This window comes from Rhizobium sp. NZLR10, from assembly GCF_019685125.1.
Lineage (GTDB): Bacteria > Pseudomonadota > Alphaproteobacteria > Rhizobiales > Rhizobiaceae > Rhizobium.
Genome location: NZ_JABDWE010000002.1, coordinates 275,596 through 298,259 on the forward strand (window position 1 = coordinate 275,596; position 22,664 = coordinate 298,259).

Below are 22,664 nucleotides of genomic sequence, written 5' to 3' on the forward strand. Positions count from 1 at the left end.
CGTCAGACTTTCTTGAAAGCTTTGACTATCTCTCGGCGGTAAGCGTCCCCCTTAAGGTCGCCGGACGTCAGTTTCTGCGACAGCGCCTTGGAACCGGCACTCAGCTTCAAACCTTCGACCTCGGCAAATTTCGCCGCCTTCTTTTCACCGATCGGACGTGTGACAAATCGACCGGATTCAGCAGGCCGACCTGATTTCGTTTCTTTTGTCATATCGCATCGTAACATCCAGCCAACCCTCACGCGATCATAATTATCGGAGCCGCGGCCAGATTCGTCCGGCTGTCGCCGCGAGGACAAACCGGTCGAGCCGCCACAACTTCCGTCAGTGACGTCTTACTCAGCGAAAGCCGAAGAAACTCAAAATCGCGAGCACGATAACGACAGCGCCGACAAGCCAGATCAAATTGTTCATTGGGAACCGTTCTCCTGTTTGAATTGAGCCAACCGTGACCCGTTGACCTAACTGCGGGCGGGGCTTGCGGTTCCCTAACCATTCCCGTTGCTGCAGCGCGCCTCACGACGCGGTGATACCGCGGCTGCTCTCCTGGGAAGCGGGGTTCAGCAGCATCTCGCACTTCGGCGGCCCGGCAATCTCAGCGAAGCGCTGAACGAATGTCGGGCGCCAGCGCCATCAATAACTGCACGAGCGCGCGTTACCGGGCCTGAAGCCACCCGCGCATGCCGGGTTTACCGATGTATCCCGTTGATACTGAAAATCTTCGCGATCGTGCTTGCTGGGCGAGGTGCAGGAAGACGTGATCGCAGACACACCGATCAGCATTCCGGCAGCCACCAATGTGAGAAATCGATTCATTGAACGTCTCCTTGCGAGGTTGATCCTGGTCACAATCTACCATGCCGTCACGTTAGCTTGTGGAGCCTTGAAGCTAGATCGCTGATCAATTCACTCAAGATAATCTGATCGAGCTATTCTGTCATTATGGAAGTAGTTGCCGATGGTTTCAGCGAAAAACAGCCGTTTTTGTCTTGAATAAATTATGGTTTTTCAGTAATATTATCCCATAAAAAAGTAATATAAATGGGAGGAATACTATGAATGAAACTCGGTTCGATCCGGTTTTGCTTCATCGTCAGCATTTCATCGCTGAGATCACGTGTCTCGATGAAATCTTCGATATTCTCGGTGAATGGCCGGAGGACAAGCGAGGTCTGGCATATGACACGCTGTTGAAGGCGTGCAGAGACACGGCCAGCGGCCGTTTCCCGCTGAGTGCTGCGCGCGAGAATTTCCGGCGGTTTCTGAAGATGTCGGGTGTGCTGGCCAAGGTCGAGGGCGCCCCCAAATTCGAACAGCTGATGGGCGATCGAAATATCGGCAATGCCTGATGATACTGAGTAGGCAGGGGCGCGCCGTCACATCATGTGCGGCGCGTCTTGCGTTCGATGTCGGCTGCCCCGCCCTCGCCACAAAGCGTCACGTCAAGCATGCCCGCCATTCGCCCATTCGCATCGGAAGACCATCATAGGCTTCGAAAACCCCTTGAGCCGACGGCGCGTGGCGTGGCCGAAGAGATCGGCGGCACCATACTCCCGAAAAATATTCTCCGAGACGAGAATCTGGTCGCTGGCGGCAACCGCACAAAGGCGCGCCGCAAGCTGCACCGTCGATCCGAAGAGGTCATTGCTGTCCTCGACCGGCTCGCCGCAATCAAGCCCGATGCGGATGTGGATCGGCTCGGCGTTTCCGCCGTTGTAACGCTTGAATTCCTGCTGGATCGTCATGGCGCATTCGACGGCGGCTGATGTGGCGGAAAAGGCGGCCATGATGCCGTCGCCGGTGTGTTTCACTTCCCGGCCTGACGTTTGGCCAAGGCATCGGCGCACGATCGCGTCATGGGCTCTCACCATTTCGGTCCCTATGCGGTCGCCGAGCCGCGCCGTCATCTCGGTCGATCCGACGATATCGGTGAAGAGGATTGCCCGGTGGCCGGGATCCACCTGCGCCGAGGATTGGCCAGCCGCCGGCTCGAGGTCATGAATTCGGCCGAGAAAAGCCTCGACCGCAGACAACGCGACCTCGACGATCTCGTTGGCGACGAAACCGTGCGCATCGCGATGCACACATTGGGCGGTCTCCATGTCAGGCGCATCGACGAGACAGAAGACGGTCCCGCGCTGCTGGTCGAACCAATAGGTGAGAAATTTGACGTCGTAGCGATCCTGAATGTCGAGATCCATGCGGTGCGCCCGGGCAACGTCGGCCGCCGACGTTCCCTCGAGAAAGTGCCGGTCCATGAAGATAGGCATCGCGCGTCCTCCCAGAAGGGATGGCATTGTACGATCTGGATGCGGCTGCGTCCACCTTTGGGACAATCAATATCCGATCATTTCGGCCTGTTGCTTCCAGAAATGCCAATGAAATCCTGTCAGTTCTATAGAATACTAGGGAAGAGATTGATTTTAATGAGTAGGTTCGGGAGGGAAAGCCTGATATTTACCATAATCTGTCGTTTGATAACTGATCGCCGGGTTCTCTGCGCCGATCGGGACGGTTCAAAGGTTGCATGTTCTCAAAGCGCCTGGCTGGAGGGACGAGGAGACATAGTTGCCCCGCAGGCGAGCGGCCCGCCAACGGCACGCAAATTGCATCGTTACTGGTACGCTCACCGAAATTGGGAAAAGCTGTAGCAAAGTGAGACAGACGGCACATTTTCGACCGGTCGGCTTGGCCTCAATAGGGCTCGGCCATTATGCCGTTATTAACTCTGTGTGGGATGCCGCGCGCACGCTGCTGCACGATTGGCCAGTAGACGACGGCGAAGAATATTTCGAAGCCGTGAAATCCTGCCTGGATGCGATCATCGGCGATCTCCCGCCGGATGAGGTGCGGGCATCCTTCATCAGGGCTGCGCAGGAAGCCGGCATCGCCGTCATCGAAGCTGCGGACTGAACGCCCGCCGTGTTTCTACCCCAGGCTCCGGCCTGATCCCGTTGAACACCCAAATCCCTCCCGACTTGACTTTTCCGGCCGAGGTTCTATTTTAGAACAAATCAGGAACATCGGAGATGGTCATGACGCATACGGAACAGGTGATCGCCAACGCCCTAGCTCTTGTCGAAGCGTCCCGCGCGGCGCGCGAGCGGGATCAGCTGCGGCGCGCCGCCTGGCAGAGAAAGGTCGAACTCAGCCGGCCGCTGCCGCCCTTGCCACGCCCGGTTCAATTGCCACTGGCGCTAAACTGATGCAGCCGGCAAAGATCTTGCAACCCGAGCCGGCTTGGCCCGATTCAGCGCGGCCCGATCCGGCTTGGCCCGATACAGCTTGGCCAGATCCGGCGTGGGAAGTCGAAGCCGTGCTTGCCTGGCATGACGACGATGCCAAGGCGGCGATCCGCTCGCTGCTCGACGACTGCAAACATCTGCGCCAGCAACTGGCGCTGGCGGAGAGAGCGATCAGCCGGGGAATGACCCGCGGTTGGACGCCGCGATACGAGCGCGACGCCCTCTGAAACATCTGCGCTGCGCGCCATTGGGGATCGGCGATCCGCCTGGCGGCGGGGCGACCGGCAGCCTGGAACGGGATGGTTTCAGGCCGGGTCCGCCTCAAATAGAATTCTGCTCCAAGCGGCTCAGGCATCATGTTCCAAGGCCGACATTTGCCAGATAGGCATCCAGCGCCAAGGCATCAGACGATCCGACGATGGCGCCGACATAGCCGTCCGGGCGCACGAGCGCCCAGTCACCTGGGGTCAGAGCGTAGGCGTCACGGAAGTGCCCGGCTTTATCAAGGATATCGCCGCGCCGGCCGATCCTGTGGATGTGCAATCCGCTGCGCGGCGGCACAGTGACTTGCTCGACCTCGTAGCCGAGCAGCGTCCAGTGCGCGCCGCTGAACAGTTCGAACAGCCGTCTCGGCTGGCCGGCCGCACCCGTGAGCGGCGCATCCGGCGCGCGGTCGCCCGCCAGCAGGCCGCCGCGGCGCTCCGGCTTTTCCAGCGCGATGGAGGATTCGGGATAGCCGATATCCAACTGATGGACCTCGCGGCCGCGCCGCATCTCGCCCCGCTTGAGTTGGTCGAGAAGATCTGTGGCAAGACCCAACATCGCCGCGGCGACCGGGCGACGCTCTTCCTCATAGCTGTCGAGCAGTGCATCAGGGCCGCCGGCGACGACTGCAGCCAGCTTCCATCCGAGATTATAGGCGTCCTGAACGCTGGTATTGAGGCCCTGTCCGCCGGTCGGCGGATGCGTATGGGCAGCATCGCCGACCAGGAACACGCGGCCGAGCCGGTAGCGATCGGCAAGCCGGGCGTTCATGGTGAAGGCCGAAGCCCAGGAGACCGAGTGGACGTGAATATCGTCGCGGCCGGTGCGCTCCGCGACCAAGGCGGTCAACCATGAAGCGGAAAGGTCGATCTCGCCTTCGAGCGGAATGGGTCCCTGGATCTGGAACAGTTCCGTTCCCGCGAGCGGGCAAAGTGCGATCTGTCGCCGCATGTCGCCTTCGCCGAAGCGATGCCAGGCGTCGCGCTCCAACCCCGTCAGCATGACATCGGCGACGATGGCGCGCACGCCGAGCGTCTTGCCGGGAAAACCGATATCAAGCGCGTGGCGTACGAAGCTGCGCCCGCCATCCGCGCCGATGAGCCATCGCGCCTGAATAGTCTCTTCGCCAAATGGTCCCGTGAGCCGCGCCGTCACGCTTGCCTCGTGCTGTTCGAAGCCGATGAGTTCGCATCCGAACTCCGGCTGGTGCCCCAGTTCGAGCAGGCGCTCGCGCATCACGCCTTCGGTCAGGAACTGCGGCACCATCAGCGGAAGATGGTAGGGCTCGGCGGGCGTCGGCTCCCCACGCAGCACGGCTTCGGATTCGCTGAAGATTCCGTCGTCGCGATATTCTCGCTGCAGGGGATAGGCGCCGCCGAGCGCGACGATCTGGTCGAGAATGCCGAGATCCTCGAAGACCTCCTGCGTTCTTGGCTGAATTCCCTTGCCGCGGGAGCCGCGGAACGGGTCGTTCAATTTCTCGATCAGGCGGAAGGATACGCCGCGCCGCGCCAGCTCGATCGCCAGCGTCAGCCCGGCCGCGCCGGCGCCTGATATCAGCACGTCGACTGAAGAATTCTGTGTCATTGCGATCTCCATATGTGTATTATGCACATAATAGGAGAATGGATATGGCGTCAACAAAAAACGTGCAAAATACACATATTTCCGAAAGGTTGCGCGAGTTGCATAGGGCATTGATCGAGATCGTCAGCGTCATGAACCGGCCCCAGCGCGATGAGCAGATGGTCCGCGAGGCCGGTATTTCGCTCGATCGCGCCCTGTTTCCGCTGCTGGTCACGGTGGAACGGCTTGGTCCGATCGGGGTGGTCGAACTTGCCGATCGCGCCGGGCGTGACTACACCACCGTCAGCCGCCAGGTCGCCAAGCTTGAAAGTCTTGATCTGGTGGAGCGCCGCGGCAGTACTGCGGATCGGCGCGTGCGCGAGGCGGTCATTAGCCCGAAGGGCAAGGCGATGACCGATCGCATCGACGCCGCGCGCGAGCGCATGGGCCGCGCCATCTTCGAGCGCTGGGACGAGCACGACTTCAATGAACTGGTGCGGCTGATGCGGAAGTTCGCCCGTGATATTAGTGGCAATATCGGCAATGGCGCCGAGGAGCCGCAGACAGAAGGCGGCTGACCGGCGGACGACCCGAGAGGCAATGTCAAAGCACTTTGGCGGCCGTGACTTCGACTTCCACGAGGAATTCGGGGCGGGTGAAGCCGCTGATGATGATCAGCGTCGAGGCCGGCTTCGGATCGAGTGTATAGCGATCGCGCATGGCCATATAGGCAGGGAAATCCTCACGCTTCGTCACGAAGCCTGAGATGCGGATGACGTCGGCAAAACTCATTTCCGCCTCGGCGAGAATTGCTTTGATGGCCTCGAAGCAAAGTTCTGCCTGTGCGCCGATATCTTCCGGCACTTTCTCGTCGAGACCGATCCCGAGCTGCCCCGAGGTCACGAGCAGCGAGGCCCCGGCCGGCACCAGCAGCCCGTGATTGTAATTTCCGAATGGACGACGGACAGACGCCGGATTGAAAATCTTCTTCATGGGCATTCCTTGCTTCAATGAGGATGCTACCACGACCAACCACCCGGTCGGGTCTTAAAACCGCTCCATCGCCATCTTTACCTTCTCCAAAAACCTGGCCCGGGTTTCCGGCGTGCAGTTGTTCATGTCGTAATGGGCAAGAAAGGTGACCGGCCGCAGCGGATTGATCTGCGCCCTCAGCACACGCTTGACGATCTTCTTCGGCGGGTTGCCGGCGGCGAAGGCGCGAAACGGCGTCGCGCCGTATGTCAGCACGGCCGCGAGTTTCCTGATGTGGCGCAGCCGCGATTCCACCTTGCCGTCGACCAACTCGAAGGAGACGCCAGGAAGCCAGACGCGGTCAAAATAACCCTTCAGGATCGCCGGAAAACCGAAATTCCAGATCGGCGTCACCAGCACCAGCGCTTCGGCCTGCTTCAGCCGCTCGACATAGGATTTCACCAGCGCGGTATTGCCGGGATAATCGTGATAGGCGAGCCGGTCGTGGCGGGAGAGCACCGGATCGAAATTCTCGGCATAGAGATCGCACGCATCCACCTCGTGACCGGCCTCTCGCAGGCTTTCCAGCGTCTGTTTGTAGAGCGCCTTGCCGTAGCTTTCCTCGACCGGATGCGAATGAAGCACGAGAACTCTCATTAGGCCTCCATGACGCTCGCAAGCCCGGGGAAGAGATAATTCTTGCCGGCATTGAAATCGAAATCGGGATTCTCCCAGGCGATCATCTTGCCGGGGTTCAATAGCCCTCTCGGGTCCGTTTCCTGCTTGAAGGCGAGCTGTACTTTGTCGGTGCGCTTCATGCCGCCTTCCTCTAGCGTATAGCGATGCGGATTGAAGATCGGGCAGCCGTGATCCTGGTGGATCTTGATGATCTCCTCGAGGCGCTCCTCCGTGGTATAGCGCACCAGCGGCAGGCCGGAGCATTGGATCTGCCCGTCGAACCTGATGAATTCGAGATGTCCAGGCACTTCGTCGCCGAAGATCTCGACCATCTTGGCAACCTTGGCGACGTGATCCGGGCCTGGATACTGAACCTGCAGATAGGTGAAGCCGGGATCGACCTTCAGCGCACGCAGCGTCGTGTGGTTCCAGGCAAGCTCATAGGCATGCGGAATACCTTTCATGCTTTCGACCGTGTCGGAGCGGAAGATGATCTCGCCCTTGTTGGCGGCGGCAAAGGCGAGGAAAGCGTCCATCGAATGCGGCGCGATCATCAGCACCACCACTGACTGGCCCTTGCGGATATAGGGCCTGTGGCGGGTGAAATAGTCGTGCGGGATCGGTGCCGCGATCGGCGCGATTTCCTTGACGAGGATGCCGTTGCATTTGGCCAGCGCATCCGAGAAGCGCACCGATGCCATGAAGTCGTCATAGCCGACAAGCACGTCGACCCAATCATAGGCAGGGGCGAGCGGCATTTCGATTTCGGTGATGATCCCGTTGGTGCCGTAGGCATGGCTGACCTTCTGCAGGTCCCAGCCAGTCAGGTCGAGCACGCGCGGCTCGGCCTCCATGGTGACGACGCGCAGACGCAGGATATTGCCGAGATCGCGCAGACCGCCCCAGGTGATCGACCCGACGCCGCCGGAGCCGCCGGCGATAAAGCCGCCGACCGTCGCCGTCTGCGCCGTCGACGGGTGGAAGCGCAGCTCCTGGCCGGAATGCGCTTTGGTCTGCTTGTCGAGCTGGGCAATGACGATGCCCGGTTCGCAGACAACCCGGCCGGGATGGATTTCCTTGATTTTGTCCATGGCGGCAAGGTTGAGCACAATGCCGCCGGAAAGTGGCATGGCCTGGCCGTAATTGCCGGTGCCGGCACCGCGCGGCGTTACCGGCACGCCGTGCGCGAAAGCGACCTTCAGCGCCCGGATGACCTCTTCTTCGTTTTTCGGCGTGACGACGAGATCGGCCGTGACATTGTCGAGCTGCGCCTTCAGGATCGGCGAATACCAGTAGAAATCGCGGCTTTTCTGACGCACCAGCGCCGGATTGTCCTCGACGGCGATGCCTTCGAGTTGCTTTTTGATCGTCTGATAATCCGGCATGTCAGGCTCCAACGACGCTGTCGAGTTCACGGTAGTCCGGCAGGCTGCGGTCGATCACCTTGCCGCGGCGAAGCACGACGCGGTCAGACTGCGGACGGGAAAGAAATTCGCTCCAGCGCCGGGCGCTGAAGAGCACGAGATCGGCCAAGGCGCCAGCGGCGATGCGCCCCTTGTCGGGCCGGCCGAGAATATCCGCAGGCGAGGTGGTGACGACGCGCGCGGCCGTGTCTAGCGGATGATCGAGATGCAGAATGCGCACCGCCTCGCGCAACACCTCGACCGGGTCGAGATCACCATACGCATAGAAGGGATCACGCGTATTGTCGGAGGCCACTGCCGTCGCAACGCCGGCCGCCGCCAGTTCCTTGAACAGGGTGACGCCGCGCCAGCGAGGCGTCCGGCCGGGGTAGCGGTCCTGCAGATAGAGGTTGCACATCGGCAGCGAGACGATGGAAAGGCCGGCTTTTGCGACGAGCTCGACCGTGCGTTTTGCCGTCTCCTCGTCCTGCCTGGCGAGCGAGCAGCAATGGCCTGATGTCACCTTGCCGTCGAACCGATTGCGCAGCACGGCTTGTGCGATCGCCTTCAGCGTCTCGGCGGCAGGATCGTCGCTCTCGTCGACATGAAGATCGACGTCGAGGCCGTTATCGGCGGCAGCCCTGAAAAGCACATCGAGTTGGCTGTCGAGATCGGCGGTCATCCGGGTGACGCCGCCGATCAGCCCGCCTTTTTCGCGGACGACGGTGACCAGGTCGGCGAAATAGGTCGCGTCCACCATATTTTCCAGCGGGAAGAGCGCCACCGCCTGCAGCGTAATCCTGTCTTTCCAGGCCTCGCGCATCTCGGCAAAAACCTCGAAGGAAATACGGTGCTGCGGCGCCAGCGAATCGAGATGCGTGCGGATCAGGCTGGTGCCGTGCGCATAGGCCGAACGCAGCGAGAATTCCATGCGCTTGCTGACATCAGCCGCCGACCAGTGCGCCTCCCGGTCCGTCCGCACCGCGTCCAGGGCGCCGATGAAGGTGCCGTCGGGATTGGCGTTGCGCGGCCAGATATGCCCCTTGTCGAGATGGGTGTGCATGTCGGTGAAGCAGGGCCAGACCATGCCGTCCTTCAGATCGGATCGTGGTAATTCCACCGGCGCTGCGCCCGCCGGCAGCAGCGCGGAGATGACGCCATCGGCGATGACGATATCCGCCTTGACCAGCCCGTCGATCGCCGGCGCGTCAAATCCCTCGACGGCGACGGCAGGCAGCGTCGCATTGCTCAGCACGAAGCGGCCGGCATTGGGCGGCGAAAGGAAGGAATAGGTCATCAGTTTTCTCGTTTCAGGCTGCTCTCATGCCAACGGTGCAGGGCGAGCCAGGAAATGAAGGAGGTGACGGCGAAGATCGCCACGCCAAGCAGGGAGAGCATCAGCAGCGCGGCGAAGAGGCGCGGAATGTTGAGCCGATATTGTGCTTCGAGCAGCCGGAAGGCGAGGCCGGAGCCGGCGCCAGCCGAGCCTGCCGCGAATTCTGCGACGACGGCGGCGATCAGCGCCAGACCGCCGCCGATCCTGAGGCCCGTCATGAAATAGGGTTGGGCGGCGGGCAGTTTCAGAAAGAGCAGCGTCTGCCAGCGCGAGGCGCCGTAAAGCTCGAAGAGGTTGATGAGATTGTGGTCGACGCTCTTCAGCCCCTGGACCATGTTCGAAAGGATCGGGAAGAAGGCGACGAGGAAGGCGCAGATCAGCAGCGCCACCTGGGTCGACGGCGCATAGATCAGGATCAGCGGCGAGATCGCCACGACAGGCGTCACCTGCAGGATGACGGCAAGCGGATAGAAGGCAAGCTCGATCCAGCGCGACTGCACCAGGAAGATCGCAAAGCCGACGCCGCCGACAAGGGCCAGCATCAGCGACAGGAAGGTGATCTTGGTGGTCACCCAGAGGGCAGGGGCAAGCGTACCCCAGTCCGTCACGAAAGCGTTTGCCACTGCGGCCGGACCCGGCAGGATATAGGGCGGCACGCCCGAGAGCTTCACATAGGCGTACCAGATCAGGATCAGCAGGCCGATAACGAGGAAGGGGATGGTGATGCGCAGGGCGAGATCGCGGCGCCTTGCGCCTGCGACATGGGGAATGGCATTTGCAGCAAGGTGAGGGAGCTGCGGCGGCGTATCAGTTTGGTCACGCATCAATGCTCTCCCGCCGCGTTGATTGCCCCGATCAGCGAAAGGGAGACCGTCTCACACGCCTTCCGGTATTCTTCCGAGGTGCGGTAATGCTCGTCGCGTTCCAGGCTGGTGGTCAGAGGAACATCGGCATGCACGCGTCCGGGCCTTGCCTTCATCACAACGATGCGGTTCGAGAGATAGGCGGACTCGAAGACCGAATGGGTGACGAAGATGACGGTGATGCCGGTCGCCTTCCAGAGCCGCAGCACGTCGTCGTTCAGCCTCTGCCGAGTGATTTCGTCAAGCGCCGCGAAGGGCTCGTCCATCAAAAGCAGCTTCGGTTTCGTCACCAGCGCGCGGGCGATAGAGACGCGCATCTTCATGCCGCCGGAAAGTTCGCGTGGATAGGCTTTGGCGAAATCCTGGAGGCCGACGGTGGTCAGCACCTGCATGATTTCTGCATGCGCTGACGCCTTCGAAATCCGCCTCAACCTCAGCGGCAGGTGGACATTGTCGAACACGTTCTTCCACGGCATCAGCGTCGGCTCCTGGAAGACGAAGCCGATATCGCCCTCCGGCAGGCCCTTCGAATTGATGCGCGAACTCGGCCAGCCGATCGTTCCCGACGTCACGTCGCCAAGGCCGGCGATGATGCGCAGCGCCGTCGACTTACCGCAGCCGGAAGGGCCGAGCAGGCTGACGAACTCGCCGCTTTCGACAGTGAGCGACATGTCGGAAAGGGCAACGGTGCCGCTGGAAAAGACCTTCGAGACCGACTGCATCGCGACCAGCGGCCGCTTGCGCGTCTCTTGCGGGGATCGGGCCTGGGCTTCTGCTAAGGGCATGCCTGTCTCATTCACCAGGGGAGGATGGGGTCCGCCACCTCAGGCGGACCATCGGCCGACGTCGGAGGGCTTACTTCTTCATCGCCATTCCGGTGCTCTTGCAGACGAATTTCGTCGTGAAGGCCTTGGTGTAGTCGGTCTCCGGCTTGAACACCTTGATCGCCACCATCTCGTCGAAGAACGCCTTGTAATGCGCGTCGGTGATGCAGCCGATGCCCTTGTCCAGGCTGTCACCGGATTCGATGATGCCGTATTCCTTCATTTTGGCGATGGAGTAGGCGATCTGGCCATCCGTCATTTCAGGATTGTCCTTCTTGATCAGCTCGTTCGCCTTGCTGTTGTCGCCGTAGAGGTAGTTGTACCAGCCCTCGATCGAAGCATCGACGAAACGCTGGACGACATCCGGTTTGCTGTCGACCATCGTCTGCGTGGTGGTGATCATCGTCGAATAGGGCGAATAGCCGTTATCGGCGAGCAGGAAGACCTTCGGTTCGAAGCCGGCCTGCTTCTGGATCTCGTAGGGCTCGGAGGTGAGGTAACCCTGCTGGGCGGATTCCTTGTCGGCAAGGAATGGCGCGGGGCTGAAATTGTAGGGCTTGTACTGCTCGTCCTTGAAGCCCTTGTAGTTCGCCTTCATCCATTCGAAATAGGTGAGGTAACCGTCCTTGCCGAGAAACAAGGTCTTGAGCTTGGCGAGGTCCGCGAATTTGTCGATACCCATGTCCGGATGGGCGATCAGGACCTGCGGATCCTTCTGGAAGATCGCTGCGACGTCGACCAGCGGGATGCCCTGTTCGACAGCCGATATCTCGCCCTGCGGCCCACCCATGTAGAAATCGATCTTGCCGGAGATCAGCAGCGCGCTGTTGGCCGCGTTCGGGCCACCCTGGACGATGGTGACGTCGAGGCCGTGTTTCGCATAGGTGCCGTCGGCGACCGCCTGGTAGAAGCCGCCGTGCTCGGCCTGCGCCAGCCAGTTCGTGCCGTAGCTTACCTTATCGGCCGCATGCGCCGAGACAGCAGCGGCGAGCGCGCCGCCAAGGCCGATGAGCGCGGAAAAGACCGTATTCTTCAGTGCATTGGGCATGATCAGCGTTCCCCTTCTGAGTTCGGAACGCCCATTGCGACGCCCGATTTTCTTCATTGGAGCGATTGCTTTGCTCTTTGAAAAGCATCAAATTTCGTGCGCAATGATGCCTTTTCGGCATCTCATCAGAAGCCTGTGCCTAATTTGTGCTGTCTGCTTTAATTTTATGCAACGAGGTTGCGATGCTGCACTCCAGAAAGCTTATCTACATCAATGAGATCGCGCGCTCCGGCTCGATCCGCAAAGCCGCAGCGCGGCTGAACGTGGCGTCATCGGCGATCAACCGGCAGATTCTGGCGCTGGAGGAGGAAATGGGCGCTCCGCTCTTCGAGCGCCTGCCGCGCGGCCTGCGCCTGACGGCGGCCGGTGAACTCTGCATCGAACATATTCGCGAGGTGCTGAAGAATTACGAGCGGCTGGAGGGGCGCATCCGCAGCCTGAAGATGCAGCAGGCGGGCAAGATCCGCCTGGTCACCACGGTCGGCCTTGCCGCTGGGCCGCTGCCGGAGATCATCGCCCGGTTCCAGTCGGAACATCCGCGCGTCTTCATGCAACTGCGCAATGATGCCGGCACGACAACGGTCAATCCGGTGCTGTCGGGCGAGGTGGATATCGGCCTCGGCTTCAATATCCCGGCGACACCCGGCATTCGAACGCTCGGCAGTTTCGATATTCCGATCGGCGTGGTGCTGCCGCCCGGCCATCACCTGATCGGTTCGGGTCCGATCAACCTAGCCGATATCGTCCAGGAACGCCTGGTGCTGGCCCAGCAAGGCACCAGCCTGCGTGAAGTGATCAACCTGGCGCTGGCGCGTCTCGATGTGCATGTCGAGCCGGTGCTTGAAACCAATGCGTCGGAGATGCTGAAGAAGCTGGTCAAGTCAGGGGCGGGGCTGACGATGCTGAACCCGCTCGACGTCATTACCGAATGCCGGCAGGGCGAGCTCGTCTTCCGGGCGATTGCTGAACCGCACGCGCGCCAGCAGCCGATGAAGCTTTTTGCCCGCGCCCGTGCGCCGCTCGATTCCGCCACCAGCCTGTTCGTTGAATATCTGCTGGCCGAACTTGCCGGCCTCGTGCAGGAACTGCAGGCCAAGGGCCATATCGCGATGGAAAAGCCGATCACCCAGTAGGTCGCCCTGGCCGGCGCTATTGTGAATAAAGGTTGGAAAGCGGATAGCGCGTCAGGTCGTAAAGCAACTCGATGAAGCCCCTGACTTGATGGCGGCAGATCGCTTCGCCTTTTTTGACGGTTCCGAGCGAGGCGTCGCCGACGACGCCGTTCGGATTGAGGTCGTGGGCGATCCAGGCGAGCGAATGGGGCGGCAGCGGCTGGATGTATTTCGATTGCTCGCGCATCCATTCGGCCTTGGACGCAAAATTCTGCGCCTTGTCCATCCGCACCAGATCGGGGCGGAAATGGAGCATCAGCGAGGTCTCGACCTCGCCGCCATGGATGCCGTATTTCAACTCGTGCTCGCTGATCATGCCTTCGGGATGGCCGAAGCGGCCCCATTGCGTCGAGATGACGGCCATCTGGTAGCGGACGCGCAGCTCGCGCGCGACGATACTCATGATGTCGACATTGCCGCCATGCGAATTGACGATGACCATCTTGCGGATGCCGGCTTCGGCAACCTTGGCGCCGATCGCCGTCCAGACTGGAATGAGCAGCTCAGCGCCGAGCGACAGCGTTCCCGGTCCGTAGATATGTTCGTTCGCCTTGCCGATCTCTTGCGTCGGCAGAACCAGGAAATCGAGATCGTCAGGCTTCTGCTTTCGCAGTTCGGCCAGCATGCCGTTGGCGATCGCCACATCGGTCGCGATCGGCAGGTGCGGGCCGTGCTGTTCCGTCGAGGCGATCGGCAGGATGGCAATGGTCGTATTGGCCGAAAGTCCGGCGAAATCGGAGCTGTTCAGTTCGTTCCAGTAAAATGGCATTGCCATCGCCGCGCCTCTCATTGCCGTTTCGACAGTGAGTAGGAAATATCGCTGCACGCGAAAAGCATCAATTTGCGCCCGCACCGATGCCTTTTTGCGGATGATACAGCAACGAGGGCCGCGCAGAGGGCAGAGAGCGGGGGCAGGCGGTAACCATTGCATAAGCCCTGGATGCGGCTGGGAACTCACTGGAGCCATTGCGCCGGCGCGCCTGCAATGGTTTTCTAGCGCCTCTGCAATTCAACGCTCTCCGGTGATTCCCAATGTTCGATATTCTGTGGCGCGGCCTGGCGATCGGTGCTGGCGCAACCATCCTCATGGACCTCTGGGCGATCGTGCTCACCAAGGTTTTCGGCCAGACGGCGCCCAATTGGGCCCCGGTCGGCCGCTGGTTCTGGCACCTTCGCCGCGGCAAGGTCTTTCACGACAGCATCGCCGATGCCGAGCCCTATACGCATGAACTGGCGCTCGGCTGGATCAGCCACTACGCCGTCGGCATTCTCTATGGCTTGATCTTTGCGCTCATCATGGGGCAGGCGTGGCTGGCGGCACCGACATTTCTCCCCGCCTGGATCTTCGGTATTCTCACCGTCGGAGCAGGGTGGTTCCTGCTGCAGCCCGGCCTCGGCATCGGCTGGGCCGCATCGAAACATCCGACGCCGAACAAGGTGCGGTGCTTCAATTTGCTCGCGCATACGGTTTTTGCGCTCGGGCTCTACGGCACGGCGCTGATCATTCGCTGAGACTGAGGCCTGCCCCTCACCCAGCCAACCGGGGTCGAGCCACTCGTCTCGACCCGTCCTTCGGACCGCCGTAAAAAACGGGGAGAGGGGACGTGCCGTGCGAGAGCTAGCGGGGAACGGAGAGGTCGCGGCTTGTCCCCTTCGCCCCGTTTACGGGGAGAAGGTGGCGGCAGCCGGATGAGGGGCCGCCGTCCGCGCGAACCTCGCCCTACCGCGCCGCCCAGTTGGCGCCGCGGCGGAAGATGGTCTTCATCTCGGGCACGTCGAATTCCTTGGCCTGGTGGCCGAGTGAAGAATAGAAGACCCGGCCCTTGCCGTATTTCCGCTTCCAGACGACGGGCATGACGACGCCGTCGATCCAGTAGGCGTGGTTGCCGGTGAATTTGGTCGTCGCCAGAACCTCGTTCGAGGGGTCGACATGCATGTAATATTGCTCCGACGTGTAGGGGAAATCGGCAATGCCCTCCATCAGCGGATCGTCGGGCCGGGTGATGTTGACGGTATAGTCGATGATGTTGCCGGGGTGCGCCACCCATTGGCCGCCGATGATGAACTGGTAATCGACCGAGTCGCGGAAGGCATCGCCCGCGCCGCCGTGATAACCGGCGATGCCGACGCCGCTCTCGATGGCGGCGGCGAGGTTCTTGACCTCCTCCTTCTCGATCTTCGACATCGTCATGATCGGCACGACGAGGCTGAGATCGTGGACCGAAGGGTCGGCAAGCGCCTCGGTGCCGTGTTCGAGATAGACCTTGAAGCCGTCCTCCTCGAGCATGGTCTTGATGACTTCGGCGCATTCCTGCGGCTCGTGGCCGCTCCAGCCGCCCCAGACGATCAGTGCTTCACGCATAGTCTTTCCTCCTGAATTTATTTCGCCAGCCGTCCGTCGACGATGGAATCGGACAAGGGGGCGGGGCGCACCACCGCCGTGGTGATCGCCACCGTGCGCCCGGTCGCAGACGCGGTGTGGAACGCTTCCATGACTTCGAGCACATGCAGCGCCAGATCGCCATTGGCCCGATGCGGCCGGTTGGAGCGGATCGCATGCGCCATGTCGGCAACGCCGAGCGAGCGATAATTGCCGTCGGCATAGGGTGCTGTGAGTGGCTGGTCCTCGAATTCGCCGCCCTTCTTCAGATATTCCACCGGGCCGCCGAATTTGTTGGGATCGGGGACTATAAGCGTGCCCTCGGTTCCGTAGATTTCGAGCGGCACATGCTTGTGGCCGGCGACATCGAAGCTCATGGCGATCTGCACGACGGCGCCGTTCTCAAAACGCATCATGCCGGCGACATGCGTCGGCACATGCACGGGAATATGTTCGCCGTTGCGCGGCTCGCTGGTCACCAGCCGCTCTGTACGCGGCGTCGACGCAAAGCCGACAACCTCAGACACCGGCCCGAGCAGATTGACGAGATCGGTGATGTAATAGGGCCCCATATCGAGCATCGGCCCGCCGCCGACTTCGTAATAGAAGGCGGGGTTCGGATGCCAGCGCTCATGGCCCGGGCACATGAAGCTTGCCGAGCCGCCGACCGGCTGGCCGATGACGCCCTGGTCGATCAGGATGCGGGCCGTCTGGTGGCCGCCGCCGAGGAAAGTATCGGGGGCCGCACCGATGCGAAGATTCCGCGCTTTGGCGGCGTCGGCCAATTTTTTCCCTTCTGCGAAATTAATCCCGAGGGGCTTTTCCGAATAGGTATGTTTGCCGGCTTCGAGGGCCTGCAGCGCAACAGCGACATGGGCTTTCGGGATCGTCAGATTGACGATGATCTCAACCTTGGGGTCGGCGAAAAGTTCCTCGACGGTCTTTGCCGGAACGTTGAATTCGATAGCCTTTGCCTCTGCCAGTTCCCGGTTGAGATCGGCGACGCCGCGGATATCGAGAATGGGAAAGGATGCCATCGCCTTGAGATAGGCGCCCGAAATATTGCCGCATCCGATGATGCCGATACCGACTTTATCCATGAAGTCCTCCATTCATTATGATTGTGCTGCTCGTCAGAGCGCCGGCCCCGTCGTGCTCCAGGGCGATTCGTAGAGTTCGTAGAGCGCCACCGCAGCCGCACCCTGGGCCCAGAAATCATCGGTCGAATCGTCGAAGACGAGTTCGCTGACGCCGCGCAGCGACGGCGGAATGGCGAGCGCATAGGCATCGCGCAGGCTGTTCAAAAACGGCTCGCCGAGCGCCAGGCTCGATCCCACCAGAATGACCCGTGGCGGCGCAAACAGCGTGACGATGTTGGCAACGGTCAATCCCACCGCTTCGCCGGCGCGGATGGCAGCACCAATCAGCCGGTCGTCATCGGCCTTGATCAGCGCCTGGGCATGGTTCATGCCGCGCCCGAGTCGGATCGCTTCGGCAAAACGCCCATCGGCCAGCTGTTCGCCGAGGATTGCGCTTTCGCCGGCCTGGCTGAACAGCCGCACGACGCCATTCGGTCCTGTGCCGAGCACGAGGTCGCCGAGATTGTGGCTGAGGCCACCGGCGCCGCGGAACAGGCTGTTGCCGTGCAGCACGCCGAGCCCCAGCGTCTGTTCCAGCGAAATCAGCACCATATCCTCGAGATCGCGCGCCTTCCCGAACCAGTGATGGCCAAGCGTGATGGCGTGGGCGTCGCTTTCGACGATGGTCGGTGTCGAAAGCCGCGTCGACATCTCGGCGGCGAAATCGACATTGGTGTCGCGAAAGATCGGGCTGCTGCGGATATAGCCGGTGCGGTGCTCGATGACGCCGGGAAAACCGAGGCAGACGCTGTCGACGTCTTCAAGCGACAGCCCGGCATCGACGACACAGCGCCTGACGCCATCCTCGACCAGATCGGCAATGACGCCGATCGGCTGCCGGTCGAGGCGGATCGGCAAAGCCAGCTTCGACAGCACGTCGCCGCGGAAATTGGTGACGACGAACACCATCCGGTTGGCGGCGATCTTGCCGCCGACCACACGCGCCGCATCGGGATTGAGTTCCAACATCACCCGCGGCCTGCCGCGCACCGCCTCATTGCGGATATCGCCTTCGTGACGCGGCAGGATCAGCCCGTCGTCGAGCAACGAGGCGGTGATGGCCGAAACCGTGGTGGTGGAGAGTTCGGTGCGCTCGCTGATCTCGATCCGCGAGATCGGCCCATGGCGTCGGACGGTATCGAGCACGTTCAAGCGATTGATCGCGCGCATTAATTCGGGATCTGCGGTCTTCATGAGAACTAGCCAGGCAAGCGTTTCGTTGGGCGGAACCCAAATATTTATAACGGGTTACGAAATAAATAGCCGGCAATTTCGTGGCCCTGTCAAGCGCATTTGATAAAAATAGCGGCATTGGGTTGACATTGGATGAAAGCTCCGGTGAATTAATCCGCATAGGGGAAAAATTGTGAGGATAGACCCCTGGGAGGAAAAATCATGAATTTTATGCACAAAAGCGCCGCTCTCGGCGGCAGGCGCATCGCATCCGTGGCCGCGGCAGCCGGCCTGTTGCTGTTGGGGGCAGGCGCCGCCTCCGCGACGACGGTGGTCAAGTGGCTGCATCTCGAGCTCGACCCGAAAAACGTCGCGGCCTGGGAAGACATCGTCAAGAAATACGAAGCCCAGCATCCCGACGTCGATATCCAGATGCAGTTCCTCGAAAACGAAGCCTTCAAGGCCAAGCTTCCCACTCTGCTGCAATCCGACGACGTGCCGGATTTCTTCTTCAGCTGGGGCGGCGGCGTCTTGAAGCAGCAGTCCGAGACCGGCGCGCTGCAGGATGTGACGGCAGCCCTCGATGCTGATGGCGGCAAACTGCGCAACGCCTATACCCCGGCCTCGGTCAACGGCCTGACCTTTGACGGCAAGACCTGGGCCATCCCCTATAAGGTCGGTCTGGTCAGCTTTTTCTACAACAAGGCGCTGTTTGCCAAGGCCGGCGTCAAAGCCGAGGACATCAAGAGCTGGGCCGATTTTCTCGCCACGGTGAAGAAGATTAAGGCGGCCGGCATTGTGCCGATCGCCGGCGGCGGCGGTGAGAAATGGCCGATCCATTTCTACTGGAGCTATCTCGTCATGCGCGAAGGCGGCCAGAAGGTTTTCGACGCGGCCAAGAAGGGCGAGGGCGAAGGTTTCCTTGATCCCGCCATCATCAAGGCCGGCGACGATCTCGCCGAACTCGGCAAACTCGAACCTTTCCAGCCCGGCTATCTCGGCGCGACCTGGCCGCAGACGCTCGGCGTCTTCGGTGACGGCAAGGCGGCGATCATCCTCGGCTTTGAAGCAACCGAAGCCAATCAGCGCAAGAATGCCGGCGACGGCAAGGGCCTAGCACCTGACAATATCGGCCGTTTCGTCTTCCCGACGGTCGATGGCGGCGCCGGCAAGCCGACGGATACGCTCGGCGGTCTGAACGGCTGGGCCGTTACCAAGAAGGCCTCCAAGGAAGCGATCGATTTCCTCGCTTTCCTGACGAGCGCGGAGAACGAGCGGGTGATGGCCAAGGCCGGCATGCTTCTGCCCGTTGCCGTCGGCGCCGACGATGGCGTCGTCAATCCGCTGCTGGCCGAATCGGCCAAACAGCTTGCGGGTTCGACCTGGCATCAGAACTTCTTCGACCAGGATCTCGGTGCTGCCGTCGGCCGTGTCGTCAACGACGTCTCGGTGGAAATCGTTTCCGGGCAGATGAATTCCAAGGACGGCGCCCAGATGATCCAGGACGCTTTCGAACTGGAACAATAACCAGCGCCAGCAGACCCTTCCCGGCGCTCCCAGCTAAAGAGCGGGAGCGCCGGCATTGCTGCCGACGACATGCGAAAGCAGGACCCATGGCCAATATTTCAGTCCCATCGATGACATCAGCCGCACGGCCGGCACGGAAAGCCGCAAACGCCAGGAGCTCGGTCGCCCATGACCGGCTGACGGTGCTGCTGATCTTTCTGCCGCCGGCGCTCTTGCTGTTCACGCTTTTCGTCATCATGCCGATGGGCGAGGCGGCCTGGTACAGCCTCTACAAGTGGAACGGCTACGGGACGCCGACCGAGTTCATCGCCCTGCGCAATTTCCAGGTTCTGTTTCGAAATGCGGCTTTCACCCAGGCGCTGCTTAATAACGGCCTGATCATCGTGATCTCGATCTGCATCCAGGTGCCGCTGGCCATCTGGCTTGCCACCATGCTGGCCCACCGCATTCCCGGCGTCGTCGCCTACCGCCTGATCTTCTTCCTGCCCTATGTGCTGGCCGACGTTGCCGCCGGCCTGATCTGGCGCTTCGTCTATGATGGCGATTACGGTCTGTTTGCCGCTGTTTCCAATTTCTTCGGTTTCGCCAACCCTTATGTGCTCGCCGATAAGGACCTGGCGATCTATGCCGTGCTCGGCGTCATCGTCTGGAAATATTTCGGTTTCCACATGATGCTGTTCATCGCCGGCCTGCAATCGGTCGACAAGAGCGTGCTGGAGGCAGCCGAGATCGACGGCGCCACCGGCTGGCAGAAATTCCGCTATGTCACGCTGCCGCTGCTCGGCTCGACCTTGCGCCTCTCGATCTTCTTTGCCGTCGTCGGCTCGCTGCAGCTCTTCGACATGATCATGCCGCTGACCGGCGGCGGGCCATCCAACTCAACGCAGACGATGGTCACCTTCCTCTACACCTACGGCGTCATGCGCATGCAGGTCGGCCTCGGCAGCGCCGTCGGCGTGGTGCTGTTCATCATCTGCGTCACGCTCGCCTTCGGTTACAAAAGGATCTTCATGCGCCATGACTGATATGAGTTCTTCCATCCGCATGCGCACCTCGACCCGCGTCTATCTCTACGTGTCGCTGAGCCTGATTGCCGCGATCGTACTCGTGCCGCTGCTGACGACGGCGCTCGGCGGCTTCAAGACGTTGGGCGACCTGCGCACCAATCCCTTCGGCCTGCCGATAGAGTGGCAATGGGCAAACTATACCGACATTCTGTTCGGCGAGCGCTACTGGCTGCAGATCGGCAATTCGCTGGTTATCGCCGCGCTCACCGTGCTCTTGACGCTGATCGTTTCGTCGATGGCCGCCTTCGCCTTTGCCCATGTCCGCTTCTTCGGCTCCTCCTTCCTGCTCAATTATTTCCTGCTCGGCCTGATGTTTCCGGCGGCAACCGCAATCCTGCCGCTCTTCATCCGCATCCGCGATCTCGGCCTGCTCGATACCTATTGGGGCGTGGTGCTGCCGCAGGTGGCCTTCGGCCTCGGCATGAGCATCCTTTTGTTCCGAAACTATTTCCGCAACCTTCCGGAAGAATTGTTTCAGGCGGCCTTCGTCGACGGCTGCGGCTATCTCAGATTCTTCTGGCATATCTCGCTGCCGCTTTCCCGGCCGATCGTCGCCACCGTCAGCATCATCTCCTTCGTCGGCAGCTGGAACAGCTACATCCTGCCGCTGATCATGTTGAACTCCGAATCGAAATATCCCTGGCCGCTCGGCATCATGGTCTATCGCGGCGAATACGGCACGGAATGGCAGCTGGTGCTGGCCTTCATCACGCTGACCATCCTTCCCACAATCATCGTCTTTTTCGTCGCCCAGAGACACATCATCGCCGGCCTGACCGCGGGCGCCGTGAAGTCCTGAGCCGAACCCTTGGAGGTGCATTTATGGCATCCGTTGAATTGAACGATATTCGCAAGACCTATGGCGCCGTCGATGTCATCCACGGCATCTCGCTGGATATTCAGGATGGGGAATTCGTCGCCCTGGTCGGGCCTTCCGGCTGTGGAAAATCGACGCTGCTGCGGATGATTGCCGGCCTTGAGGAAATCACCGATGGCGACATCTCCATCGGCGGCAAGGTCGTCAACGCCATGACCCCGCGCGAACGCAACATCGCCATGGTCTTCCAGTCCTACGCGCTCTATCCGCACATGACCGTGGCTGAAAACATGGGCTTCAATCTGAAGCTCGCCGGCGTTGCCAAGCCGCAGATCGAGGCCCGCGTTGCCGAGGCCGCCCGTATGCTCGATCTCGCCGAACTGCTCGACCGCAAGCCGGCCCAGCTTTCCGGCGGCCAGCGCCAGCGCGTCGCCATGGGCCGCGCCGTCGTGCGCAATCCGGCCGTGTTCCTGTTCGACGAGCCGCTGTCCAACCTCGATGCGAAACTCCGCGTGCAGATGCGCTCGGAAATCAAGACGCTGCACCAGAAGGTGAAGACGACCTCGATCTATGTCACCCACGACCAGATCGAAGCGATGACGCTCGCCGACCGCATCGTCGTGCTCAATCAGGGCAGGGTGGAGCAGCAGGGCACGCCGCTCGAACTCTACCGGAAGCCCGCCAATCTCTTCGTCGCCGCCTTCATCGGATCGCCGGCGATGAACATGCTCGACGGCACCGTCGACGGCGAAAATGGCGAACCCGCCGCCCGCCTGACCGACGGCACGGCAATCCGCATCGCGCCCGACCGCAAGGTCAGGCGCGGCCAGGCCGTCACCATCGGCCTGCGCCCCGAACATCTCATTCCCGGCATATCAGCCGGCACGCCGCTTGCCGGCCGCACCATGCTGGTCGAACCCACCGGCGCCCAGACCCATGTGGTTTTCGACCTTGCCGGACAGCAGGTGACCGCCATCGTCGACGGCGAATACCCCGTCCGCTACGGCGCGGTGTTCGAGGCAAGCATTGCCAGCGATCAGGTGCACGTCTTCGACCGCAACAGCGGCGTGGCGCTCTGAAGTGGATCGCATGTAGGTATCGCAAAATTGCTGCGCACTTTGCGCGACATGCCGTAGGCGTGATTTAACGGATGCCTGACAACGACAAAACCGCCGAGCAAGCCCGGCGGT

25 protein-coding genes are annotated in these 22,664 nt (G+C 61.2%); 11 read left to right on the top strand and 14 right to left on the bottom strand.

What is annotated here, in order from left to right; all coding sequences use genetic code 11:
* Positions 1–2 precede the first annotated feature (2 nt).
* Positions 3–212 carry a hypothetical protein gene (locus HJB82_RS04610; protein WP_207584152.1) on the bottom strand — a complete coding sequence of 70 codons (210 nt, stop codon included), beginning with the start codon at positions 210–212 and terminating at the stop codon, positions 3–5.
* A gap of 843 nt (positions 213–1,055) precedes the next feature.
* Here HJB82_RS04610 and HJB82_RS04615 point away from each other — a divergent pair.
* Positions 1,056–1,349 carry a DUF982 domain-containing protein gene (locus HJB82_RS04615; RefSeq protein ID WP_207584153.1) on the top strand — a complete coding sequence of 98 codons (294 nt, stop codon included), beginning with the start codon at positions 1,056–1,058 and terminating at the stop codon, positions 1,347–1,349.
* Positions 1,350–1,442: 93 nt separating this feature from the next.
* Here HJB82_RS04615 and HJB82_RS04620 read toward each other — a convergent pair whose 3' ends face one another.
* Positions 1,443–2,270 carry a nickel-binding protein gene (locus HJB82_RS04620; protein WP_207584154.1) on the bottom strand — a complete coding sequence of 276 codons (828 nt, stop codon included), beginning with the start codon at positions 2,268–2,270 and terminating at the stop codon, positions 1,443–1,445.
* Positions 2,271–2,655: 385 nt separating this feature from the next.
* On the opposite strand from HJB82_RS04620, the gene HJB82_RS04625 reads away from it, so the two are divergent.
* The 3 genes from HJB82_RS04625 (at position 2,656) to HJB82_RS04635 (ending at position 3,472) form a co-directional block, all read left to right on the top strand.
* A complete protein-coding gene (locus HJB82_RS04625) occupies positions 2,656–2,913 on the top strand; it encodes a DUF982 domain-containing protein (RefSeq protein WP_207584309.1) in 258 nt (85 codons plus the stop codon).
* Between the two features lie 122 nt (positions 2,914–3,035).
* Complete coding sequence (locus HJB82_RS04630) at positions 3,036–3,206, top strand: hypothetical protein (protein ID WP_010069037.1); 171 nt, start codon at positions 3,036–3,038, stop codon at positions 3,204–3,206.
* On the top strand, positions 3,206–3,472 hold the full coding sequence (locus tag HJB82_RS04635) for a hypothetical protein (protein WP_221139636.1): 267 nt from the start codon (positions 3,206–3,208) through the stop codon (positions 3,470–3,472). The genes HJB82_RS04630 and HJB82_RS04635 overlap by 1 nt, the downstream gene beginning before the upstream one ends.
* Positions 3,473–3,599: 127 nt before the next feature.
* Here HJB82_RS04635 and HJB82_RS04640 read toward each other — a convergent pair whose 3' ends face one another.
* On the bottom strand, positions 3,600–5,096 hold the full coding sequence (locus HJB82_RS04640) for an FAD-dependent oxidoreductase (protein ID WP_207584156.1): 1,497 nt from the start codon (positions 5,094–5,096) through the stop codon (positions 3,600–3,602).
* Positions 5,097–5,140: 44 nt separating this feature from the next.
* Here HJB82_RS04640 and HJB82_RS04645 point away from each other — a divergent pair, with 44 nt between their 5' ends.
* Entirely contained in the window at positions 5,141–5,653 is a 513-nt protein-coding gene (locus HJB82_RS04645) for a MarR family winged helix-turn-helix transcriptional regulator (RefSeq protein ID WP_221139637.1), read from the top strand.
* Between the two features lie 25 nt (positions 5,654–5,678).
* Here HJB82_RS04645 and HJB82_RS04650 read toward each other — a convergent pair whose 3' ends face one another.
* The 7 genes from HJB82_RS04650 to HJB82_RS04680 form a co-directional block, all read right to left on the bottom strand.
* Positions 5,679–6,068, bottom strand: a complete 390-nt coding sequence (locus tag HJB82_RS04650) for a RidA family protein (RefSeq protein WP_221115941.1) — start codon at positions 6,066–6,068, stop codon at positions 5,679–5,681.
* Positions 6,069–6,122: 54 nt separating this feature from the next.
* Positions 6,123–6,704 carry an NAD(P)H-dependent oxidoreductase gene (locus HJB82_RS04655; protein WP_207584159.1) on the bottom strand — a complete coding sequence of 194 codons (582 nt, stop codon included), beginning with the start codon at positions 6,702–6,704 and terminating at the stop codon, positions 6,123–6,125.
* Positions 6,704–8,110 (bottom strand): FAD-binding oxidoreductase, encoded by a 1,407-nt coding sequence (locus HJB82_RS04660; RefSeq protein ID WP_221132587.1) that lies wholly within the window; start codon positions 8,108–8,110, stop codon positions 6,704–6,706. The genes HJB82_RS04655 and HJB82_RS04660 overlap by 1 nt, the downstream gene beginning before the upstream one ends.
* Before the next feature lies 1 nt (position 8,111).
* Positions 8,112–9,425: a cytosine deaminase gene (locus HJB82_RS04665; RefSeq protein ID WP_207584161.1), complete on the bottom strand. Its 1,314-nt coding sequence runs from the start codon at positions 9,423–9,425 to the stop codon at positions 8,112–8,114.
* Complete coding sequence (locus tag HJB82_RS04670) at positions 9,425–10,288, bottom strand: ABC transporter permease (protein ID WP_259669482.1); 864 nt, start codon at positions 10,286–10,288, stop codon at positions 9,425–9,427. Before HJB82_RS04670 ends, HJB82_RS04665 begins: the two co-directional genes overlap by 1 nt.
* On the bottom strand, positions 10,288–11,112 hold the full coding sequence (locus tag HJB82_RS04675) for an ABC transporter ATP-binding protein (RefSeq protein WP_207584162.1): 825 nt from the start codon (positions 11,110–11,112) through the stop codon (positions 10,288–10,290). The genes HJB82_RS04670 and HJB82_RS04675 overlap by 1 nt, the downstream gene beginning before the upstream one ends.
* A 70-nt stretch (positions 11,113–11,182) precedes the next feature.
* Positions 11,183–12,199, bottom strand: a complete 1,017-nt coding sequence (locus HJB82_RS04680) for an ABC transporter substrate-binding protein (protein ID WP_207584163.1) — start codon at positions 12,197–12,199, stop codon at positions 11,183–11,185.
* Between the two features lie 182 nt (positions 12,200–12,381).
* Between HJB82_RS04680 and HJB82_RS04685 the strand changes: the two genes are divergently transcribed.
* A complete protein-coding gene (locus HJB82_RS04685; RefSeq protein ID WP_207584164.1) occupies positions 12,382–13,332 on the top strand; it encodes a LysR family transcriptional regulator in 951 nt (316 codons plus the stop codon).
* A 16-nt stretch (positions 13,333–13,348) separates the two neighbouring features.
* Here HJB82_RS04685 and HJB82_RS04690 read toward each other — a convergent pair whose 3' ends face one another.
* Positions 13,349–14,146 carry a creatininase family protein gene (locus HJB82_RS04690; RefSeq protein ID WP_207584165.1) on the bottom strand — a complete coding sequence of 266 codons (798 nt, stop codon included), beginning with the start codon at positions 14,144–14,146 and terminating at the stop codon, positions 13,349–13,351.
* A 257-nt stretch (positions 14,147–14,403) separates the two neighbouring features.
* Here HJB82_RS04690 and HJB82_RS04695 point away from each other — a divergent pair, with 257 nt between their 5' ends.
* Entirely contained in the window at positions 14,404–14,883 is a 480-nt protein-coding gene (locus tag HJB82_RS04695; protein ID WP_207584166.1) for a DUF2938 domain-containing protein, read from the top strand.
* 208 nt (positions 14,884–15,091) lie between these two features.
* Here the strand turns inward: HJB82_RS04695 and HJB82_RS04700 are convergent, their stop codons facing one another.
* From HJB82_RS04700 to HJB82_RS04710, 3 genes are read right to left on the bottom strand one after another with little or no spacing between them, the layout of a single operon-like run.
* The gene (locus tag HJB82_RS04700) at positions 15,092–15,733 is read right to left on the bottom strand and encodes a ThuA domain-containing protein (RefSeq protein ID WP_207584167.1); all 642 of its coding nucleotides are present in this window, start codon (positions 15,731–15,733) and stop codon (positions 15,092–15,094) included.
* Positions 15,734–15,750: 17 nt separating this feature from the next.
* On the bottom strand, positions 15,751–16,851 hold the full coding sequence (locus tag HJB82_RS04705) for a Gfo/Idh/MocA family protein (RefSeq protein ID WP_207584168.1): 1,101 nt from the start codon (positions 16,849–16,851) through the stop codon (positions 15,751–15,753).
* A gap of 33 nt (positions 16,852–16,884) precedes the next feature.
* On the bottom strand, positions 16,885–18,084 hold the full coding sequence (locus HJB82_RS04710) for an ROK family transcriptional regulator (RefSeq protein ID WP_207584169.1): 1,200 nt from the start codon (positions 18,082–18,084) through the stop codon (positions 16,885–16,887).
* A gap of 201 nt (positions 18,085–18,285) precedes the next feature.
* Here HJB82_RS04710 and HJB82_RS04715 point away from each other — a divergent pair, with 201 nt between their 5' ends.
* From HJB82_RS04715 to HJB82_RS04730, 4 genes are all read left to right on the top strand, one after another.
* Positions 18,286–19,590, top strand: a complete 1,305-nt coding sequence (locus HJB82_RS04715; protein WP_221115947.1) for an ABC transporter substrate-binding protein — start codon at positions 18,286–18,288, stop codon at positions 19,588–19,590.
* A gap of 86 nt (positions 19,591–19,676) precedes the next feature.
* On the top strand, positions 19,677–20,615 hold the full coding sequence (locus HJB82_RS04720) for a carbohydrate ABC transporter permease (protein WP_207584171.1): 939 nt from the start codon (positions 19,677–19,679) through the stop codon (positions 20,613–20,615).
* Positions 20,608–21,456, top strand: a complete 849-nt coding sequence (locus tag HJB82_RS04725; protein WP_207584172.1) for a carbohydrate ABC transporter permease — start codon at positions 20,608–20,610, stop codon at positions 21,454–21,456. The genes HJB82_RS04720 and HJB82_RS04725 overlap by 8 nt, the downstream gene beginning before the upstream one ends.
* 23 nt (positions 21,457–21,479) lie before the next feature.
* Positions 21,480–22,553 (top strand): ABC transporter ATP-binding protein, encoded by a 1,074-nt coding sequence (locus HJB82_RS04730; RefSeq protein ID WP_207584173.1) that lies wholly within the window; start codon positions 21,480–21,482, stop codon positions 22,551–22,553.
* Positions 22,554–22,664 lie beyond the last annotated feature (111 nt).

What these genes read in the sequence shown, in the direction of transcription:
- HJB82_RS04640 (WP_207584156.1), bottom strand. Translation starts at nt 5,096, where the DNA reads ATGACACAGAATTCTTCAGTCGACGTGCTGATATCAGGCGCCGGCGCG.
- HJB82_RS04645 (WP_221139637.1), top strand. Translation starts at nt 5,141, where the DNA reads ATGGCGTCAACAAAAAACGTGCAAAATACACATATTTCCGAAAGGTTG.
- HJB82_RS04710 (WP_207584169.1), bottom strand. Translation starts at nt 18,084, where the DNA reads ATGAAGACCGCAGATCCCGAATTAATGCGCGCGATCAATCGCTTGAAC.
- HJB82_RS04615 (WP_207584153.1), top strand. Translation starts at nt 1,056, where the DNA reads ATGAATGAAACTCGGTTCGATCCGGTTTTGCTTCATCGTCAGCATTTC.
- HJB82_RS04685 (WP_207584164.1), top strand. Translation starts at nt 12,382, where the DNA reads ATGCTGCACTCCAGAAAGCTTATCTACATCAATGAGATCGCGCGCTCC.
- HJB82_RS04630 (WP_010069037.1), top strand. Translation starts at nt 3,036, where the DNA reads ATGACGCATACGGAACAGGTGATCGCCAACGCCCTAGCTCTTGTCGAA.
- HJB82_RS04655 (WP_207584159.1), bottom strand. Translation starts at nt 6,704, where the DNA reads ATGAGAGTTCTCGTGCTTCATTCGCATCCGGTCGAGGAAAGCTACGGC.
- HJB82_RS04635 (WP_221139636.1), top strand. Translation starts at nt 3,206, where the DNA reads ATGCAGCCGGCAAAGATCTTGCAACCCGAGCCGGCTTGGCCCGATTCA.
- HJB82_RS04650 (WP_221115941.1), bottom strand. Translation starts at nt 6,068, where the DNA reads ATGAAGAAGATTTTCAATCCGGCGTCTGTCCGTCGTCCATTCGGAAAT.
- HJB82_RS04670 (WP_259669482.1), bottom strand. Translation starts at nt 10,288, where the DNA reads ATGCGTGACCAAACTGATACGCCGCCGCAGCTCCCTCACCTTGCTGCA.
- HJB82_RS04725 (WP_207584172.1), top strand. Translation starts at nt 20,608, where the DNA reads ATGACTGATATGAGTTCTTCCATCCGCATGCGCACCTCGACCCGCGTC.
- HJB82_RS04720 (WP_207584171.1), top strand. Translation starts at nt 19,677, where the DNA reads ATGGCCAATATTTCAGTCCCATCGATGACATCAGCCGCACGGCCGGCA.
- HJB82_RS04715 (WP_221115947.1), top strand. Translation starts at nt 18,286, where the DNA reads ATGAATTTTATGCACAAAAGCGCCGCTCTCGGCGGCAGGCGCATCGCA.
- HJB82_RS04700 (WP_207584167.1), bottom strand. Translation starts at nt 15,733, where the DNA reads ATGCGTGAAGCACTGATCGTCTGGGGCGGCTGGAGCGGCCACGAGCCG.
- HJB82_RS04660 (WP_221132587.1), bottom strand. Translation starts at nt 8,110, where the DNA reads ATGCCGGATTATCAGACGATCAAAAAGCAACTCGAAGGCATCGCCGTC.
- HJB82_RS04730 (WP_207584173.1), top strand. Translation starts at nt 21,480, where the DNA reads ATGGCATCCGTTGAATTGAACGATATTCGCAAGACCTATGGCGCCGTC.
- HJB82_RS04620 (WP_207584154.1), bottom strand. Translation starts at nt 2,270, where the DNA reads ATGCCTATCTTCATGGACCGGCACTTTCTCGAGGGAACGTCGGCGGCC.
- HJB82_RS04690 (WP_207584165.1), bottom strand. Translation starts at nt 14,146, where the DNA reads ATGGCAATGCCATTTTACTGGAACGAACTGAACAGCTCCGATTTCGCC.
- HJB82_RS04610 (WP_207584152.1), bottom strand. Translation starts at nt 212, where the DNA reads ATGACAAAAGAAACGAAATCAGGTCGGCCTGCTGAATCCGGTCGATTT.
- HJB82_RS04665 (WP_207584161.1), bottom strand. Translation starts at nt 9,425, where the DNA reads ATGACCTATTCCTTCCTTTCGCCGCCCAATGCCGGCCGCTTCGTGCTG.
- HJB82_RS04680 (WP_207584163.1), bottom strand. Translation starts at nt 12,199, where the DNA reads ATGCCCAATGCACTGAAGAATACGGTCTTTTCCGCGCTCATCGGCCTT.
- HJB82_RS04705 (WP_207584168.1), bottom strand. Translation starts at nt 16,851, where the DNA reads ATGGATAAAGTCGGTATCGGCATCATCGGATGCGGCAATATTTCGGGC.
- HJB82_RS04675 (WP_207584162.1), bottom strand. Translation starts at nt 11,112, where the DNA reads ATGCCCTTAGCAGAAGCCCAGGCCCGATCCCCGCAAGAGACGCGCAAG.
- HJB82_RS04695 (WP_207584166.1), top strand. Translation starts at nt 14,404, where the DNA reads ATGTTCGATATTCTGTGGCGCGGCCTGGCGATCGGTGCTGGCGCAACC.